Origin of the sequence: Flavobacterium araucananum (genome assembly GCF_002222055.1) — a bacterium.
GTDB lineage: Bacteria > Bacteroidota > Bacteroidia > Flavobacteriales > Flavobacteriaceae > Flavobacterium > Flavobacterium araucananum.
In genome coordinates, this window is record NZ_MUGS01000032.1 from 38,822 (window position 1) to 57,233 (window position 18,412).

The 18,412-nt window shown below is 32.2% G+C and carries 16 protein-coding genes and 1 pseudogene; 5 read left to right on the top strand and 12 right to left on the bottom strand.

Annotated elements, in window-relative coordinates; translation table 11 throughout:
* Nucleotides 1-11: 11 nt before the first annotated feature.
* A complete protein-coding gene (locus tag B0A64_RS25565) occupies nt 12-302 on the bottom strand; it encodes a hypothetical protein (protein ID WP_244285423.1) in 291 nt (96 codons plus the stop codon).
* A gap of 265 nt (nt 303-567) precedes the next feature.
* Between B0A64_RS25565 and B0A64_RS15635 the strand changes: the two genes are divergently transcribed.
* Entirely contained in the window at nt 568-1,488 is a 921-nt protein-coding gene (locus B0A64_RS15635; protein WP_244285424.1) for a type IV secretory system conjugative DNA transfer family protein, read from the top strand.
* Nucleotides 1,489-1,538: 50 nt separating this feature from the next.
* Here B0A64_RS15635 and B0A64_RS15640 read toward each other — a convergent pair whose 3' ends face one another.
* The gene (locus B0A64_RS15640) at nt 1,539-1,973 is read right to left on the bottom strand and encodes a DUF1810 domain-containing protein (protein ID WP_089480442.1); all 435 of its coding nucleotides are present in this window, start codon (nt 1,971-1,973) and stop codon (nt 1,539-1,541) included.
* Nucleotides 1,974-2,239: 266 nt separating this feature from the next.
* On the opposite strand from B0A64_RS15640, the gene B0A64_RS15645 reads away from it, so the two are divergent.
* Genes B0A64_RS15645 through B0A64_RS15655 form a run of 3 tightly spaced genes read left to right on the top strand, consistent with a single transcriptional unit; the run spans nt 2,240 to nt 3,482 of the window.
* A complete protein-coding gene (locus B0A64_RS15645; protein WP_244285425.1) occupies nt 2,240-2,680 on the top strand; it encodes a single-stranded DNA-binding protein in 441 nt (146 codons plus the stop codon).
* A 38-nt stretch (nt 2,681-2,718) separates the two neighbouring features.
* Nucleotides 2,719-3,108, top strand: coding sequence for a DUF7222 domain-containing protein (locus tag B0A64_RS15650; RefSeq protein ID WP_244285426.1), 390 nt, complete (start codon nt 2,719-2,721; stop codon nt 3,106-3,108).
* Nucleotides 3,105-3,482 carry a Cas9 inhibitor AcrIIA9 family protein gene (locus B0A64_RS15655; RefSeq protein WP_089480443.1) on the top strand — a complete coding sequence of 126 codons (378 nt, stop codon included), beginning with the start codon at nt 3,105-3,107 and terminating at the stop codon, nt 3,480-3,482. The genes B0A64_RS15650 and B0A64_RS15655 overlap by 4 nt, the downstream gene beginning before the upstream one ends.
* Before the next feature lie 258 nt (nt 3,483-3,740).
* On the opposite strand, the gene B0A64_RS15665 is transcribed toward B0A64_RS15655, so the two are convergent.
* The 8 genes from B0A64_RS15665 to B0A64_RS15695 all read right to left on the bottom strand — a co-directional run bounded on the left by B0A64_RS15665 (nt 3,741) and on the right by B0A64_RS15695 (nt 14,324).
* Nucleotides 3,741-6,365, bottom strand: a complete 2,625-nt coding sequence (locus B0A64_RS15665) for a TnsA endonuclease N-terminal domain-containing protein (protein ID WP_089480444.1) — start codon at nt 6,363-6,365, stop codon at nt 3,741-3,743.
* Nucleotides 6,366-6,368: 3 nt separating this feature from the next.
* A complete protein-coding gene (locus B0A64_RS15670) occupies nt 6,369-6,662 on the bottom strand; it encodes a hypothetical protein (RefSeq protein ID WP_089480445.1) in 294 nt (97 codons plus the stop codon).
* A 3-nt stretch (nt 6,663-6,665) separates the two neighbouring features.
* On the bottom strand, nt 6,666-8,627 hold the full coding sequence (locus tag B0A64_RS15675) for a site-specific DNA-methyltransferase (RefSeq protein ID WP_089480446.1): 1,962 nt from the start codon (nt 8,625-8,627) through the stop codon (nt 6,666-6,668).
* Between the two features lie 13 nt (nt 8,628-8,640).
* A complete protein-coding gene (locus tag B0A64_RS15680) occupies nt 8,641-10,608 on the bottom strand; it encodes a PD-(D/E)XK nuclease family protein (protein ID WP_208863543.1) in 1,968 nt (655 codons plus the stop codon).
* A 64-nt stretch (nt 10,609-10,672) separates the two neighbouring features.
* The gene (locus B0A64_RS25420) at nt 10,673-11,563 is read right to left on the bottom strand and encodes an ATP-dependent helicase (RefSeq protein WP_208863544.1); all 891 of its coding nucleotides are present in this window, start codon (nt 11,561-11,563) and stop codon (nt 10,673-10,675) included.
* Between the two features lie 289 nt (nt 11,564-11,852).
* A complete protein-coding gene (locus B0A64_RS15685) occupies nt 11,853-12,710 on the bottom strand; it encodes an SEC-C metal-binding domain-containing protein (protein ID WP_165769828.1) in 858 nt (285 codons plus the stop codon).
* A complete protein-coding gene (locus tag B0A64_RS15690; RefSeq protein WP_089480448.1) occupies nt 12,685-13,314 on the bottom strand; it encodes a hypothetical protein in 630 nt (209 codons plus the stop codon). The genes B0A64_RS15685 and B0A64_RS15690 overlap by 26 nt, the downstream gene beginning before the upstream one ends.
* Nucleotides 13,315-13,448: 134 nt before the next feature.
* Nucleotides 13,449-14,324, bottom strand: coding sequence for a hypothetical protein (locus tag B0A64_RS15695; protein WP_089480449.1), 876 nt, complete (start codon nt 14,322-14,324; stop codon nt 13,449-13,451).
* Between the two features lie 819 nt (nt 14,325-15,143).
* Here B0A64_RS15695 and yidC point away from each other — a divergent pair.
* Nucleotides 15,144-17,045: a membrane protein insertase YidC gene (gene yidC, locus B0A64_RS15700; protein WP_089480450.1), complete on the top strand. Its 1,902-nt coding sequence runs from the start codon at nt 15,144-15,146 to the stop codon at nt 17,043-17,045.
* Between the two features lie 87 nt (nt 17,046-17,132).
* Here yidC and B0A64_RS15705 read toward each other — a convergent pair whose 3' ends face one another.
* Both B0A64_RS15705 and B0A64_RS15710 read right to left on the bottom strand, forming a co-directional pair.
* Nucleotides 17,133-17,795, bottom strand: a complete 663-nt coding sequence (locus B0A64_RS15705) for a 4'-phosphopantetheinyl transferase family protein (RefSeq protein ID WP_089480451.1) — start codon at nt 17,793-17,795, stop codon at nt 17,133-17,135.
* Nucleotides 17,796-17,956: 161 nt separating this feature from the next.
* Nucleotides 17,957-18,412 (bottom strand): annotated as a pseudogene (locus B0A64_RS15710) (hypothetical protein); the annotation flags it as partial.

Here is an 18,412-nt window from a genome sequence, read left to right on the forward strand (position 1 = left end):
TGCTCCTGTTATTAAGTCTGTTTAGAATTTCCTTTAAGCCTGTCATTCATATAGTTTCCTTTATCAGTAAAATAAGGACTGCTTCCTGCTGTCGCAGCCATGCTGCTGTTCATTCTCCGATCCGCATCTCCCATCGCATCAGCAGTCATTCCGACCGCATTTGAAGAGGTTCTCATAACAGAACTAGCTGAACTGCCAAACATACTTGTCACCTTATGACCCAAGGCTCCTCCTCCGCCTGCATGAACTATATAATTGGCAACAGAAGGCACGGTAAAATATCCTATGATACCTATTATCATGAAAATTAAATATGACATATCGGTCCTGCTGAAAAAAGTGTCACCTGTTGCCTGCACCTGCGAGAGGTCCAGCTTGAGCATGAGTTCCTGAATCTTTCCGATTATGCTTCCGAATATATTGGCAACAGGAAGCCAGAGGTAAATATTGATATATCGGGCAAGCCAGACAGTGAGCGTGTGCTGGAAACCGTCAAATACTGCGATTCCAAATACCAGCGGACCTAAAATGGAAAGCACCACCAGCTGAAAGGTCCGAAGGGTGTCAATGCATAAGGCGGCCGCTTCAAACAAAACCCTCAGCACCTCGCTTAGCCGCGCATTCCTAAATGAGGCAGTCGACCAGCTGGAGGGCCAGATCGCTTCTGCTAAAATCTCGCTGGCGAAACTCTCCTCTCCCCAGCTTTACTACGTACTCTCGGGCAGTGATTTTACTCTTGACATTAATAATCCATCCGATCCGAAAATTGTTTCAATGGGAAACAATCCGCAGAAAATACAGACATACGGGGCTGTCCTTTCACTTTTTGTCAGCCGTCTTATTAAACAGGTAAACCAGAAGGGAAAGCTTAAAAGCAGTCTCATTTTTGACGAGTTCCCCACTATCTATCTCAATAATATTGACAGTCTGATTGCAACGGCAAGAAGCAACAAAGTGAGCACCTGTCTGGGGATTCAGGACTTCAGCCAGCTTCGCAAAGACTACGGCCGCGAGCAGGCTGATGTGATCATTAATATAGTCGGAAATATTATCTGCGGACAAGTCAGCGGGGATACGGCAAAACAGCTCTCAGAGCGTTTCGGAAAAATAATGCAGGATAGAGAAAGCCTTTCAATAAACAGCAGCGACACCTCCATCAGCCGTTCCCGACAGCTGGAATCCGCAGTGCCTCCTTCGAAGATTTCTTCGCTGAGTTCTGGGGAATTTGTTGGCATGACAGCCGATAACCCGGACTGCAGAATTGAGCTTAAAACCTTTCACTGCGAGATCATCAACGATCACCAAAAAATTAAAAAAGAAACAGATAATTACAAAGAAATTCCGATCATACGGACAATTGATAATGTTATCATCCAGAAAAATTATCTGCAGATCAAAATTGAGATTCAGGAAATAATCCACAGCGAAATGGAAAGGATAATCAAAAGCCCGGCACTTTCATCACTGGTTCTCAAAAAAGAAAAATAACTTTTAATCCTTAGATGTTTTCTTGAGGCAGAAAAAAAAGAAATGTTTTTTTAGCTGCCGGATTCTTTTATTAGCTGCAGTGTCTTTTCGTCCTCCTCTCCATTGTAATATTTCACAAGCACCTGCCTGAAACATTCAGGCGTTTCAGGCAGAAGTCCAAACAGGGTCATGCAGGATTTCAGTTTTCTTTCATCTGGCCTGCCCAGAATTTCCAGTGCCGTTTTATTCTCGATCTCAAGCATTGCCTGGGTAATTTCCACCAGACGTATTCCCAGTATGGGGTGATTTAGATACAGTGAGGCTTCTTTTAGGTTTTCAATGCCGTAAAAGATGTTATAATCCGTGAATCCCAGTCCTCTTAGCTGGGGGAAAATAAACCACATCCAGTGGGTCTGTTTGCTGCCCTGCCTGATCTCGCGCAGTGCGTTCTCATACGTTTGCTTCTGTGCCTCTAAAAAACGGTCCAGATTATATTGCTTTTCCATTGCATTACTTTTTTCTCACCTGAAATTACAAAATATTTCAATGCCGATCCCAAAACAGGCGTCTGAAATAGGGGTTCAGCCTGCTGTAAAGATTGATAAGGAAATTTCAATAAAAACGGATTAAAAGAGCCGCGAAAATAGCACCCACAGGCTCCTGCATGCGCATAACGGCCTTGCCGCCCTTCGGGACTTATAGCACTCCGGATCCTTTATCGGGCGCTTGATTTTGTGCTTTCTTTTTTTCCGTTTTTTCTTTGAAAAATTTTATGCGGGGCTTGAGAAAAGACAAAAAAAATATTCACTTAAAATTTTACATCATGGAAATCTCAGGACGAATTACAAAAGATGCCGTAACGGCAAAAGTTTCAAATGACAGGGAGGTGGTAAATTTCTCCATTGCCATAAACGACAACTACAGACCAAAAGGATCTGACGAGCTTAAAAAGATAGTAACCTACATCGACTGCTCCTATTGGATGGGTTCCAAAATGGCGCAGTGGCTTAAAAAAGACACTGTGGTTGAACTCTTCGGCCGTATAGGTATGAATGTTTACAATAATGCCGAGGGCAAAGCGCTCGGTTCGCTGACCTTTCACACCAGTAACATTAAAATACTGGTGTTCCCGAGAACAGAAAACACTGCTGAAGTTCCCGCATCCCAAAAGAAAAATACGGATCAAGACACCCCTGACGACCTGCCTTTCTAATTGGAATATATACCGTTTCACATCAAAATTTATACGCCATGAAAGCCTTTGAAAAATCAGTCTACATAGAATATCCCGTATCCGCCCAGTTCAAAAAAATAGTCCTCTCCAATATGGAATCTTATGACGGGACAAAAAAAGAGCAGTTAAAATCTTTCTTGGAAGACCTGCAGAAAAACGGATGCATCTGCGGGATGATTTCAGAGTTTATCTACAACTCGGACTGCAGAAAATTCTATATACAGCATTTGGATGATTTGGAAAATATCCGATACGAAATTGAAGATTCCCTTGGGGAATCTGTCAAAAACCGCCACCGACTGCCCATTACACCTTTGTATGCTGGCTCTGTTTTGAAAAATACTGTTTTGACATCTACAGAAACAGTTTTGAATAACCCTTTTTCAATCTTAAACCTTCCTTTATGAAAGCATCAGATAAATTTAAAACCGCCATAGAAAGCTACCTGAGCGAAAAAGCGCAGAACGATGCCGTTTTTTCAGCGGACTATAAAAAAGAGAACAAAAACCTTGAAAGCTGTTTCCATTACATTTTCGGCGAGGTCAAAAAAACAGGGGAATGCGCCTTTGACAATCAGGAAATCTTTGACATGGCTGTGAAGTACTACACAGACGACACGATTGGAACGCCTGCCCCTGTTCAATGCAGAGTGGCAGTAAGCCCCCCTGCCAAACCTGATTTGTTCTCGACTGCTCCCGCAGTATCTCAAAGCACAGTTCAAAAAATAGAAATAGTGCAACCCGTGAAGCCTTTACAAACCCTAACACTCTTTGACTTATGATACCTAAAACCGTTATAGAAAAAGAAATCAGCGCCTTAAGCACCACCCTAGCCCCAATCAGACCTCAGATGCATCAGTGGGCGGAAAAAAATATTTTCCTGAAATGGGCGGTGCTCTCACGGGGGGAATTCCATTGTCTGGAATGTACCCATTCATGGAAGCCTGACAGCCAGAGCCAGTCCTGCCAAAAGTTTATCAAATGTGCCTCCTGTCCGTCATTATTTTTGATATTATTTTTGTACTTATACTTTCTTAATATTATTGTATGCCAACACCATTGTTAGCATCGGAACCTTTAATCATTTTATAGGTCATATTACTCGCAACAGCTAATTGAGAAGCGTAAGCCGCTTTTGCTTTTACAACTTCATCATCAACCATGTTGTCTCCTTTAACTTCAATTATAGTGTATGTACCATCATTTAGCTTTACTAAGAAGTCTGGATAATAATTTCTAACTGTATGAGAAACTGGATCGATATAATTGATTACGAAATCTGATTGGCCATGAGTAAGCATTCCCGTAAACCAAACTTTGTCTATTGTTTGGTCGTGTAATAAGGTCCAGAAAAGAGCGTTCTCGGGTTTACTGTCAAAACAATAATGATCCAGGTGAAATGATTTTTCTTTGAATTCAGCAAACTTAGGATTGCTTAATGATGCTAGTAATGTTTTGTTTGCATTAATTCTATAACAATCTCCTTCTTTAGGTACTTTAACTAATTCGATTTCTATTTCATCAAGTTTTTCGAAACTTTCAATCTCGAATAATTCATTGAAAAGACGAGGAATAATCCAATCATATAGTAATTCGTTATACTCATTTATTTGCTTAACTATTTCTTCTGTTCCTTGCTTAGTTTCTTCTAAAATCATTTTTATTCTAAGCGGTTTAATATTAAGGTATCTTGAAATTTCAGCTATTAAAGTGAATGCAGAAAAATCTCTTTTATCTTTGTATGATGAATAATCTTTGTCTGCAGTGATTTTCTTTGAAATATCTATAATACTTCTAGCAGCGCCAACAATTTTATATTTTTCTATATCTGCTTTTTCAAATTCAAAGTCTATTACCGATGTCATTACTTTATCTTTTAACTGATGTAGCTTTCTGATTTTTTTGAATTTTATCTTTACTGGTGGTGGAACCAATCTAACTTCAATTTGTTCTTTGTTGTCTCCTGTATTTTTTAAATCATCAACAGACATTTTGAAGTTTTCTTGCAATTCAGCATCAAGTATTTTAATATTTTCATCTGACAAGAAAACCTGTCCCGTTTGTTGTATTGGATTTATTGAACGAAGACATCGCATTGTTGCCTGAAGTACAAATATTTTTGATTTTGGTTCACGGTGCAACGCTACACCAAAAAGAGAACGACAGTTCCAACCTTCTTTTCCTTTGTTTACAAGTAGAATAAATTGTTTTTCTGACGCTGGAGTGTCTAGGTTTTTAAACTCTCTTAAATCGTCGTTTGTTGTTATGGAACTATCACCAACGTTGACTAAAATTTTTGATGTTGAAATATTTAATTCTGATAAAACTTGTTCTACTGCTGGCTTTAATTCGTTTTGAAGTTCATCAATTGAGGAAGCAAAAAAAGCTAATTTTGGTAATAGATTTTCAAATTTTTTATCTTTATTTTTCTTCCAGAATTCAGTAATAGCCAATCTAACAAAAGGAATAGTTTTGTCTTTGATGTTTTCAAAACCTTGTATGTCAACCTTTTTTAAATACTTGTTAGTAATAGCATCTTGAAGACCGTAAGAATAAACCACTTCTGGTAAAAGACGACTTCCAACATACGGAGTACCAGTGTAATTGTAACAGCCAACAACACTCGTACCAGCTTCTTTGAGATTTTCTGCTAACTCATTAATAGTTACTCTTAATGAAGTTGCTGTGTTTTTTAAACCAAAATCAGCTGCTAAAGCATTTCCAAAAACGTGGTGTGCTTCATCTACATAAATACCTAATTGTTTTAATCTTGTAAGTTTTGCAAAACGTTGATTTGTTATTAAATCGATATCAGTATCAATTTCAAAACCATATAAATCTTCAAAATCTTTGTTTAGAGATTTTGCTTTATACACTTTACCAGTATCAGCGAAAAGAGCTTGTGAAGGTGTTTTGGATTTATGCTGCTTTTTTAGAATGATCTTTTGTGTATTAGAAATGATTATATTATACTTTGAATTTTCAATAGTATTTAAAGCATCGCCTGTTTCGTCTAAGAAATGAAATTTTAGATTAGTATCTAACCAATTGACATATTCCGGAGGAATAACTTGTGATTTATCGAAAGTTTCAATCTCCTTTAAAGATTGTAATACTGTTTTATCTGGAGCAAAAACTAAGGCATTGTGGCAGTATCTTTCATCTTTTGGATATTTATTTGATAATAAAAATTCGTAGAAAATAGAGGTTGCCATTAATACCGTTTTACCTAAACCCATTGTTAAGGCAAAAATGTAATTTGGGTAAACTTGCTCAAAAGATTTAATTTGTTTGAAAACTTCTTCGAATGTCTTAAGATCTTCTACATTATTATCTTCTAATGGATTAAACAATTTGCCTTGCCCTTTTGTATCTACGTTTGCTGATAATCTACCTTCAAATTGATTTTGTTTTTTAAACCAATCCTGGAATATATCATAGAGGTATTTATTGTTGCAAAACTCTTTTAAAAACACATACATTTCTAATGCCTCGAATTGAGGTTTTCTTAGATAAGCTGTTGTATTAGTTGGGCTATTAAAATCTAAAAACTTCTTTGTTAATGGATTATAAGATGCTCTTATCTTCTTAGTTTCTTGTTGTAAAAAGAGATTTAAGTAGATATAAAAAGGAAAATCTATGTTTTGTTTTTTATTCTTTGCCATAAATTAAATCTTATTTAAAGTATCAAGAATTAATAGATACTGCTTCTGCGTTACTAATGGATTGCTCAAAATACCGATTAAGATGCTTTTCGCAATATCATTTGAAATTAAAAACCATTGAGGATGTGCAAATACTTTTGGATAACCATTACCATCTTCGCCATCATTCCAGCGCATTGCAATATGCAGTGAATTATTTGGTGTCCAAGTACCAAATGAAATTGAGAAATCATTTTGATTATATAAAACACTTATTACTTTGAATTTTTCTGGGTTTACATTTTGCGGTTGTGGCATATTTTAGTTATTAATTATCGTTTCTTCAAAAGTTTCACTTAATACATCTGTAATTTTTATTCTAATTGTACCTGCATTTTCAGGAATTGTATAAATACCTTTTACTAAGTCACTTTTCTCTGGAACATCAACGGTTTGCGGTTCAAATACAGCACCATCATAATTGAAGTCAATCATAATACTATCTACTAATTCTTTCCAATTATCAACATTTTCTTTCATTAAAGACAATTTTTGCATTAAGTTCATTGGATAAAATTCTCTAACTAAAATTTTGCCTCCTTCAATAACTATTTCAGCTTCTGCATCTCTCTTAAATTCTAAGTTTGCCTTATCGCGAAGAATATCTACAACTTCGACATCCAATTTATAAGGTACCGCATTTTGTAATGCGGCGGCTAAATCTGGTTCGTGTCCCATACAAACTAGTAATAATTGTTCAACTGGTTTGTTTGGACTAATTTCTACTGTCTTTTCAAACTTTTTATAATCAAAATTTGTTATTAGTTCATTTAAATCTGCTCTTGTTGCAATTCGATTTATTGGCATAATTTTGACCATTCTGCCATCTTTCTCACCATCATAACTACTATTGTTTGGTAGTGGTTGAATTTCAAGTGCTTTTATTAATAATTCTTTTGCCTCTAATGGATTTCTAAAAACATCATAATGATTCACATTGTAAACAGAAAATCCAGTATATTTTGTTTCATCCTGAAGTTTACTATTTAACTCTTTCGAAATATTTAGAAGTCTTTTGGTAGTAGTTTGAATTGCTCCTAAGTTAATATCTGCCCCAATAAATTTTCTTCCTAATTTCATAGCTACTGCTTGAGTAGTTCCAGAACCCATAAAGCAATCAAAAACTATATCACCTTTATTTGTCGAAATATTTATAATTCTTTCTAATAATTTTTCTGGTTTTTGGGTTGGATAATCAGTTTTTTCTAATGCTTGTGAATTTAAAGGATTAATATCATCCCATAAATCATTTACCTTTGATCCTTCATTTTCATCTAAATACCCTTTACGTTGTGGCATTCCATTATTTATTTGAAATATTTTACCGTTTTTCAATAATTCTAACAATTTCTCCTCTTTTGTAGCCCAAACTTTTGTATATCCTAGAAATTCATATTTTAAATTAGGTCTATCTTGGTTCATATTTAGCAGAGGGATACCTCTAAATCTTCTACCTTTAGGGAGATTTTTACCTTTTTTTTGTTCACTATTTAAAGTAATTATTTCACCATTTTCTAATTCAAAATAGATGTATTTTGTTAGCATTTCACTTTCTTTTAATGGCTTAAATTGTTGAGTGAAATTATATTGTGTAGGCGATTTTGTATAAAAAAAGATTACATCGTGCTCAGAACCATAGTTATTAAAAGAGGTCGTTTTTGTTGCCTTCTTCCAAGTAATTTCAGCCTTATAGTTTTCAACACCAAAAATCTCATCAAAAATTAATTTTAAATAATGACTTTTTTTGGGATCACAATGCAAATAAATGGAACCATTATCTGTTAATAATTCTCTTAGTAAAATTAATCTTTGATATATAAATTGCAAATATTCATCATTTGACCAAATATCACTGTACTGTTTTTCTTCAAATGAAGTAGAGTGGTTAAAAATTTCAGAATTCTTGATTTTAATTCTTTTTTTATAATCTGCCTTACTGTCAAAAGGAGGATCTATATAGATAAGATCAATTTGACCTCTATATTCTTTTAATAAATGACTCATTACTTGAAGATTATCTCCCCAAAATATTTTATTTAACCAGCCATTTACTTCTTCCCCGTGATTTTCTTTTAATTGAGCAGGATAATATTGAGTTGATGAAAAAGGTCTTTTTCCTTTCCAACTTAACATAGGAAATCCTTTTATTGGTTCGAATTTATAATCTTCAACAGAAGTTACATTTTGTGATACTTTTAGGCCTAAGTTTTGTTGGTCGTCCATCTAATAGTAAATTTTATTTATTATATTGTTTCGGGTTGCAGTGGTAACGCATATCACATTCCCCGCATTGTTTTTCTGATTTAACGATATGGTTCATATCGTAATTTTTAGTTTCAATCTTATTTACTACATCATCAAAAACAGAAATAGTGTATTGTATGTTGTCTTTGTTTGATTTGAAAGTTACATAAGGACTGCTGCTTTCTTCTTTAGGATAGTATAGGTGCATTTTGCTAACAATATGCCCCGTTCTTTCTTCCACTAAATGTGCATATATTTCTAATTGTCTTCTGTATTGAGCTAAAACTTGTTTTGTTTTTGGGTCGTTTGAGTTTATTTCAGGTTTGTTGCCGGATTTAAAATCAATTAGTTCAACCGTTCCATTTTCTCCTTCAATAAGGTCAATAGTTCCTTTTAGAATGTAATCTTCTTTTACCAATGATACATCAACCTCGGCTTCCTTGATTAGATGCCATCTTTTACTTTGATTATCGCGATAACGAAGAATTTGAATTAATAACGCCCTTTGTTGTGCTTCGTGTAAGTAGGTTCTTTGGCTTTTAGAAAGTAAATAATAGTTTTCATTGAACCAATTTGTAATATTATCATCCGTTAGTGTTTTTATTTCATCACGTAAAACCGCTTTATGAATATCTTCAATGGTTTGATGTAATAAACTACCTCCTAAAACACCTCCAGTTCTTACTTCTGTAAATTCTAACTCTTTGTAAAATTTGTATTGTAATGGACAGTTTTCATACAGAAGAATATGTGATGTAAATGAATACTCTTTTTTAATGTTTACTGGTTTTATTGTTTCTAGTTTTAATTCTTTAGGCTTAAATTCTTCACTTTTCCAAGGAATAGCTTTTGCATACGATTTTTCTAAATATTTTGATGGATTTCTACCTGCACCACTTTTTTCATAAGCTGTTAAAACCAACAAATTTTGAGGTCTTGAAAAAGCAGTATAGTATAAACGCCAGAAGTCGTAATACTTCGTTTTTTCAATTGGTTCAAATGGTGGTTTGTGGTAATAATTTTGTTGTAGAATTTCATCTACTTCATCATATTGTTTTGTAGGATTAAGGTTTAGAGAACCTGCAATTACAATAGGGAATTCTAACCCTTTTGATTGGTGAATTGTCATAAAAGAAACACAGCCTGACGGAGCAAACTCATCAAAATCTTCATATTCTTCAATACCTCCTTCAATAATAAATCTCAGATATGTATTGAATAACTCCTTAAGCGTTTTGTCAATATTCTTTTTTGATAATACTGTTATGTTATATAAATATTCAAATTTGAATAACAGCTTTGTTACCTGCGCTATATTATATGCAGCACGTAATTGTATTTTACTATCTGTAATTTCAACATTAATATAATCTCCAAACATTGGAAATTCTAATAGTTGGTAAATTAAGGCCGCAAAACCATAGTTTGTATTTTTAGAGAACACAAGGTGTTCTTTGGCTCTCATTTGGCACCATTTTAAAAGTGCTTCATTAGCTTTTGTGTCTTTACGGATTTCATTTGCAAATTTTTCTTTCCAAGATTGGTATTTATTCCATACTTCCAAATGTGCGTCTTCCTTCCATTTTAAATCTTTAAAGAGATTAGGAAAAATGAAAATTATTGCACCAAAAAGCAATTGTACTTCCTCACGTTCAAAGAATAAAGAAGAACGAGGCGAAAATACATTTATGTAATTGTCTTCAAGGAATTGTGCTAAAGCTATTACTTTGTCATTTTTAACTGATCTAAAAAGAAAAGCAATTTGATTGTAATCTGTAACAGCTCCAGAACTTACCATTTCTTGAATAAAGAAAAGCACCTCTTCACAATATACGTCAAAAGAAACATCGCTTGATACTTTTATAACTGCAGGTATCTTTGTAAATTCTCCTATTCTTGGTTGAATATTTTTTTCGTATCTGAATTTTTTGATTCCTTCCGTCCAGTCTTGTTCATCCATCCATTCGTTGTAAAATTTAATAATGTCTGGATGAGAACGATAATTAGTTACTAGTGAAACTTGCTTACATTGACCTTTTAAAATTGTTTGGAAATTCTAGTATGTTTCTAATAGTAGCACCTCTGAAACGATACAAACCTTGGTCATCATCACCAACAACACAAAAATTATAGTGCTTGGCAGATAATAACAATAATATCTTTTCTTGAATTGTATTTGTATCTTGATATTCGTCAACCATCAAGTAATGAATTTTATCCTGTAATGCTTGAAGGATCTTTGGATTATATTCCAGTAATTTTAATGTTTCAATTTGAATAGTAGAAAAATCTAAGACATTTTCTTCTTCAAGTTGTTCTTGGTAAATTTTATAGTATTCACCAATAGCCTTTATCTCATCTTCATCAGCGTTACATAGGATATCAATATCAAGGCATTCCTCGGAAACTTTAGAAATGTAGTAAATTAAATTACTGGCTTTTTCCCATCTATTTACATAAGGGCTGCCAATAATATGAGCAGGGTCTTCAACCTCTAAATATCTTGAAAGATTTCTAAATACTAAATATTTTTGGTCGAATTGGTCTAATAAACGGTAATTTCTTTTAAGTGTTGTATATTCTCTGTTTTCCTCAATTATCCTCAAAAAGATTGAATGTAATGTACCAATATACATTTCATTTAGATTTATTTTTAAGTCTAGTTCTATTAATCGGTTTGAAACTCTTGTGATTAATTCTTTAGCTGCTTTTTCTGTGAAAGTTGCAACCATAATATTTTCGGCAGAAGTTCCTTCAATAATCAAATAAACAATTCTTTCTACTAATGTTTTAGTCTTACCTGCACCAGGGCCAGCAATAACCAATAAAGGTCCATCTATACTAGTTATAGCTACTATCTTTTGGGGGTCAATACCATCAGCAATAAGATTATTAACAAAAGTTGTTGAATTCATACAAGAGCATTATATCTATAAATTACCGTTTTTAGTATAATTTGTAAATGTATGAAAAGCAATGGTAAGAAAAATGAGTGAAACCGTAAACGAAAGAAAAAGAAGCAAAATTGTTCAAACAATTGTAAAATGGATTACTAAGAAAGATATTTATCAAAAATAAAATTTACAGATACCTTTTAACTCTCAATCAAATATCTTAATCTCAGTAGTACCTTTCCAAGATATTCAGGTTTACTACTGGGTAATTTTCAACTGTCCACAACACAGTCTGTAGCGCAGAACCGCATTAACGAATGGCACGTTTTATGGTATTTGTTCTAAAACTTTTTTGCAATCCAGGGTTTTTCACTAAGAATTCGTAATGAGGATACTTCTCTCCTATCTTAGGTTGACAACACTCTTTAAATTTCAATCCTGAGTTGCAGTTACACCTATCATGTTGATTTACGTCTTTAAAATCTTCTTGCCTGATTTCTTTTTGAAGAACTCTTAAATCCCAAAACTCATAAGGCGTGCTTAAGTGATCAAAAAGGTAATCAATTATGTCATAACTATAATGATCAACCTGTTCTCCTGTAGAAGAGTCTGTTATGAACATCACTGAGTATTTATTTCCTGGGTCATCAACCAATGAAATTCCCAATACTTCAGATTTATCAACTATCCTATAGCACATTTCGCCATCATAAATCTCGCCAACAATATGTCCGCAAGAATTTCTTATCGATACTTTTTTGCTACAAACGCTGCACAGGACACTTGTTTTAACAATCTCCATACTGGCGAAGAATCGGTAAGGAAAGATTACCTGCAAATTCCTGACCGATCTTTCAATAAAATTTAAGAAATATTTATTCTCTTTAAATGGAAAATGCCTTTTGAGAGAACTCATTGTTTTTTCTGTTCTTTCCAATTGGCACCAAGCTTGGTAATATTGTTTATCTTTCAATAATTTAAAAGCGTCCGAATATAGCTTATGTACTCCTATTATAGTTTGACAAATCCAAACTTCTTTGGCTTGTTCCTGAGCATCCTTCTTAACAGCCAGTTCCTTTAAATTTTGTAATTTTACAATTACATCTTCATATGGAAAATCCGATTCTCCTAATTCTTCAATTTTATTCCAAACTTGTTGATTCTTCATTATCCGCAACTTCTTTTTTGGGTTCTTCATATTTTTTTAAAGCTTCAAGGGCACTACTAATTTCTTTCGCAGGTCCTTCAAATTTTATTTCTTTTGAATTTCCAGAGGAATCAACTACCGTTACGGAAAACTTCACTTGAACAGTCTGCAAATATTTTTTTTGTGAGACAGTACTAATATGGATATCATTTACAACAATTTTAGTAGAATTGTCTATTATATTTATTTCAGGTTTTGATTCTTCTTCTTTAATATATCTATCGTATACGTATGCAGATAATATCGTTACAAAGGTCGGAATAGCAACAGTTGCCACTACAAATTTTCCTAGTCTTTTGTAATTGTTATAAAAACCAAACTCAGTATACAAGTCATCTGTGATGCAAATATCAACAGTAAAATCTTTATCAAAATTTTGTTGAAAATAGCTAAGTATATTACTGGTTTCAATAGGAAATAAGGGTTTATCAAAATCTCTAAGTTTTTCAAAAGGTACAATTAGGACAGATGCCTTTTGAAGTTCATTTTTTAATTCTTCTGCTATATAATCGCGACTTATCCAAGTTTGAAAATTTTCACTGCTGTCTAAAACTTCAATATTCATATTAGGGTATTTTATTCATTTTACTAATTCTTAATGTAAAGATCCACTATTCTTAACTGTATAAAAAATTATAAATAGACTACTTTTTTAACAAAAAACACTGCAAAGATTAAATCAACATTAGTTAAAGTACGCTAGTGACTTACTGAAGAAACAGATTTTTCTTTATAGTGGTTCAATTCTTCAATTATTTCCATCGGAACGTGAAATACTTCAAAAGAAATCTTGTTATCAATTTTGCTATAATTATGATATACTTTAATTTCGTTAGTTGCAGTCTTTTTAGTCCCTACAAAAAAATCTATGTTTTCTATTGCCTCTTCTATTTCAGCTTGTTGAATCAAATATATGTTTTTTTGAATTACATTTATTGAATTAGTTAGTTCTTTAATTAAAGGAATTAGATCGATTTCATTGTCTATTTTTTCAAGATCACTCATCACAATCTTTCCAAATAAATCCCTTTCTTTTTTCAACATTTTTGTATATAATATAAGTTTACAAGAATGTTCGCTTATTTCAGGGTTTTCATCCTTAAATTCAATATCGAAATTAACAACTTCTAAAGGAAATCCTAGATGAGCACAATAATTCCTTAATTTACTTAAAAACCTGTATGCAAACGAATTATCAAAACAATAACGCGTTAAATCAATATGACTTTGAACTTCATATGAATTTTTTCCGAATTTCCGTTTTAGATAAACCTCCGCATTATCTAAAAAGAATTTAAACCCTATTAAAACATTAAGCACCAACTTGTTAGAATGCAGTATAAAATGAATATCTGTACCAAGAGTGAAATGCATCTCATTAGCAGGAACTTTTTCCCATCTTTTTATAAAATCGAAATACTCCTTTAAGTTTAATTGTAAATATTTGAAAACTACATATTGTGTATATACAGTTTGAACTAAAGTACAATCAGTTTGAAAACGATCATACTGCTTTTGGTTAATTTCTTTAAACGGAAGCAAATTATTATCTTCAAATGTGGCTATTCTTATCATCTTATACAGTAAAATTGTTGATAACGTTTCATGGCTTTATGCACTGCGGTTAAGCGATTTGTAAAGATATGCAAATTTTAAGTTTACCGTTTTTGTAATTTATGTATTCTAAATTCGTAGAACATAATAATTTAAATCTTTGCGGTCAAAATCAGCAGTCACTTTTAACCACAGAAAACTAATGGAAGATAATATATTGATAAAGCATTAATTTGAATTGGGTGCAGAATCGGTGCACCTAGATTCAAAAGAAAACTTACAATCCTGTACAACAATCACTTGAAACGTTAAGTTCGAAACATTACTACACATTTTACGATTCCGAAAAGATAAATTTTTGAAGTAAATTGCAGAAAATTACGAAATAATTTACAAAACTAACCTTAACTTTTTTTTCCTTTATATTTTTCTTTGCAAAATCCGTACTATAATATATTTTGTGAAAGACAATCACAACCAAAATAATGGATCAAAATTTTACTGATTTCATATTTACTGATTTCATATTTAGTTATAAAAATGTTAAGATAGATACTCCTAACAACCTCTAGTTCTCAAATACATAATGTTAGAAACTAAAAATATTTATATTGATTTATGTTCGAATAACCAACCATAATTTTATTAAATAAGTGCGAATAATTAATCGGATTTAGTCTTATTATTTTCATTACAAATCAATAATATAAATAATGAATTACAAAATAGTTTATTTTCAATTTATAATTGTACTTTCGCTACTTTTTTGCAAAATCACAATGCTTAAAAATTATATTGCCTTGGAATTGAGCAATATTATTAAATAAAATAAAATAAATTATGGAAGAAAAAAAAATTGATCTCAATTCAATCATTGGTTTTGTATTGATATTTGGAATTTTGATTTGGATTATGTACCAAAATCAACCTTCTGATAAGGAAATTGCTGCTGAAAAAGCCAAGAAAGAATTAGTTGCTAAGCAAGAAGCTCAAGCCAAATCTGCTAAAACTAAAACAGCTTTTTTACCTGTTGCTGCTGTAACACCAGGCGATACGGTTCAATTGGCAAACTTACAAAAAAGTTTAGGTGGTTTTGCTTATTCAGCGACACTTCCTTCTGCAAAAGAAGGTTTTACAACTATTGAAAACGAAAAGATTAAACTAAAAATCGCTAATAAGGGAGGTTATATAGTTGAAGCTACTTTGAAAGAATTCAAAAAATTTGAAAAAAAATCCGGGCAATTAGTACAGTTAATTAAAGACAATAATTCGAATTTAAATATTCAATTACAAACAACTGATAATAGAACTTTAAATTCTAAGGATTTGTTTTTTGAGCCAACGTTAACTAAAAACGGAGCAGATCAAATATTGACAATGCGTTTGAAAGCGAGTGCTAATGAATTTTTAGAATATAAGTATGTATTAAAAGCAAACGAATATTTAGTTGGTTTTGATATACGTTCTCAAGGATTGAACAAAGTTTTAAATTCTTCTAGACCATTAGATTTAGTATGGGATTTAAAAACTTATAGAAATGAAAAAAGCGTTGCATATGATAATCGTTTTACTGAAGTTAAATACGAATATGGAGATGAGAAATTTAGTTCAGTAAGCAGTCATGGTCAAGGAAAAGAAGAAAGTCCTGAAAAATTAAAATATGTTGCATTTAAACAACATTTTTTTACAAGTATTTTAATTACTGACAAGCCATTTGAAACCTCTAAATTACAGTCTGATGATTTAGTCAAAGATGAAAAAATTGATACCATTTTTACAAAGCAATTCAAAGCGACGGTACCTTTAGCTTTCTCTAATGGAGAAATTGAGTATAAAATGAATTGGTACTTTGGACCTGCTGATTATAAAGTTTTAAAATCATACGATAAAAACTTGGAAAAAATTATTCCATTAGGCTGGGGTATTTTCGGTTGGATCAATCAATGGATTTTTATTCCATTATTTGGATTTTTAGCTTCGTTTATTCCTTATGGAATTGCGATTATAATCTTTACTATTATCATCAAAATAGCGATGTCGCCAATTACTTATAAGTCATTCTTGTCTCAGGCTAAAATGAAAGTGTTGCGTCCGGAGATTACAGAATTGGGAGAAAAATACAAAAAAGACCCAATGAAGAAACAACAGGAAACAATGAAGTTATACAACAAAGCTGGGGTAAACCCAATGGCAGGATGTATTCCCGCCTTGATTCAACTTCCATTTATGTATGCGTCATTCCAGTTCTTCCCATCTGCTTTTGAGTTAAGACAAAAAAGTTTCCTGTGGGCTGACGATTTATCATCATTTGATGCCGTTGTAAAACTACCTTTCAATATTCCAATGTACGGAGATCATATCAGTTTGTTCCCAATTTTGGCAGCAATTGCGATTTTCTTCTATATGAAAATGACTTCTGGAGACCAGCAAATGGCAGCGCCTCAACAAGAAGGTATGCCGGATATGGCAAAAATGATGAAAATCATGATCTATGTTTCTCCATTGATGATGTTAATTTTCTTTAATAGTTATGGTGCTGGTTTGAGTTTGTATAACTTTATTTCAAACTTAATTACAATCGGAATTATGTTTGTCATCAAAAATTATATTGTTGATACGGATAAAATTCACACGCAGATTCAGGAGAATAAATTAAAAGAGCCTAAAAAGCAAAGTAAGTTTCAACAACGTCTTCAAGAAGTAATGGAACAGCAAGAAGCTGCTAAAAAAGTGAAAAAATAATTTTTTTTAAGTGGTAGATTTTTTTAATCTACCACTTTTTTTTAAAAATATTATTTTAATCTTTTTACTTAACAATTTGTTCCTTATCTATTCATTATTATCTTTTTCAATAGATACTGCTAAAGAGTATTCATCCCATAATCCTAATTCTTTATATTCAAACTGGGTGTTTTTATACTTAAAAATTCTTTTATCTAATGTATTTATTTTTTTGACATTAAAAAAAAGACCTACACCAAATGCTTTTATAATTGATTCTTTTGCTGAAAATAATTGGAAAAAGTAAATTCGCTGTAGAGAAGAATCCTTATAGGAATTAAACCACTCCAACTCAGATTCACACATAATTTCTTTGGCTATTTCATTAATATTAAATTTTGGATTAATATATTCAATATCAACTCCTATTTTTTTTCCTTTAGATATCCCAATTAATATATAGTTTTTTGAGTACGAAAAACTAAAATTTATTGATGGATCTACTTGTAGGAAAGGTTTCTCATATTCATTAATGCCCAATTCAAAATTCATTATATTATATCTAACTTCTAGATATTTATATAGAAATACTCTTGCTAATAATCTTTTATCTGAGTCAATTTTAAATTTATACCAACTTATTTCTTCAATTTGATTTAAAGGAATAATTGATTTATCAATATAATCAACTTTGTTATTTTCTATATTTATTAAATATATTTGGGTATTACTATCTATAAGTATATGTTTTTCTATAATAAAATTGTACATGTGATTTTTTTTCAATAGCTTATTATAATTCTCTTTTTATTCTAAAACAAGATAATTTATATTTTGTTTTAATGCTTATAAATGAAAGAGCAATATACATCTTATAAGTAATATAGCTCTTTCATATTTATATATCCTCTACTATTTTTTAAAGGTTAATATCATTTTACTTTTAATTGCAGACGATCCAGCAAAGACTGGCTTATGTCTACTGAAGTAAAATCACTAGGTGTAAAACTAGTCTCAGAGCGAGCCACTTTTTCACTGCAGTGCTCTATCACTTTTGTCAAATGATTCTTAAAACTATCTGTCAGTTCTTTGGATTTAACCTTATCCAATTTACTCGTTATGCTAAAACATAACTTGTTTTTATTAACACTACCATTGATATTGATCAGATTATGATTCTTGTTCAAAGCATCGATACTTGATCCGCTTCCCTCAAAAACAACCTGCCAGTCATCCCCTTCATTAATATCAAACTGTCCCAGATAGTTGAAACTAATACCGGGAAGATCTTCATGGCCATAAAGCACAGTCTCATCTGTCGCAAAAGCGCCAAAACCAACACCCTTGTTAGGGATGTTTCGTAAACTTTCCTTGATAAACTGAATGCT

Coding starts and splice junctions, on each gene's coding strand:
- B0A64_RS25565 (WP_244285423.1), bottom strand. CDS start 302: ATGATAATAGGTATCATAGGATATTTTACCGTGCCTTCTGTTGCCAAT.
- B0A64_RS15635 (WP_244285424.1), top strand. CDS start 568: ATGCATAAGGCGGCCGCTTCAAACAAAACCCTCAGCACCTCGCTTAGC.
- B0A64_RS15640 (WP_089480442.1), bottom strand. CDS start 1,973: ATGGAAAAGCAATATAATCTGGACCGTTTTTTAGAGGCACAGAAGCAA.
- B0A64_RS15645 (WP_244285425.1), top strand. CDS start 2,240: ATGCGGGGCTTGAGAAAAGACAAAAAAAATATTCACTTAAAATTTTAC.
- B0A64_RS15650 (WP_244285426.1), top strand. CDS start 2,719: ATGAAAGCCTTTGAAAAATCAGTCTACATAGAATATCCCGTATCCGCC.
- B0A64_RS15655 (WP_089480443.1), top strand. CDS start 3,105: ATGAAAGCATCAGATAAATTTAAAACCGCCATAGAAAGCTACCTGAGC.
- B0A64_RS15665 (WP_089480444.1), bottom strand. CDS start 6,365: ATGGCAAAGAATAAAAAACAAAACATAGATTTTCCTTTTTATATCTAC.
- B0A64_RS15670 (WP_089480445.1), bottom strand. CDS start 6,662: ATGCCACAACCGCAAAATGTAAACCCAGAAAAATTCAAAGTAATAAGT.
- B0A64_RS15675 (WP_089480446.1), bottom strand. CDS start 8,627: ATGGACGACCAACAAAACTTAGGCCTAAAAGTATCACAAAATGTAACT.
- B0A64_RS15680 (WP_208863543.1), bottom strand. CDS start 10,608: ATGGATGAACAAGACTGGACGGAAGGAATCAAAAAATTCAGATACGAA.
- B0A64_RS25420 (WP_208863544.1), bottom strand. CDS start 11,563: ATGAATTCAACAACTTTTGTTAATAATCTTATTGCTGATGGTATTGAC.
- B0A64_RS15685 (WP_165769828.1), bottom strand. CDS start 12,710: ATGAAGAATCAACAAGTTTGGAATAAAATTGAAGAATTAGGAGAATCG.
- B0A64_RS15690 (WP_089480448.1), bottom strand. CDS start 13,314: ATGAATATTGAAGTTTTAGACAGCAGTGAAAATTTTCAAACTTGGATA.
- B0A64_RS15695 (WP_089480449.1), bottom strand. CDS start 14,324: ATGATAAGAATAGCCACATTTGAAGATAATAATTTGCTTCCGTTTAAA.
- yidC (WP_089480450.1), top strand. CDS start 15,144: ATGGAAGAAAAAAAAATTGATCTCAATTCAATCATTGGTTTTGTATTG.
- B0A64_RS15705 (WP_089480451.1), bottom strand. CDS start 17,795: ATGTACAATTTTATTATAGAAAAACATATACTTATAGATAGTAATACC.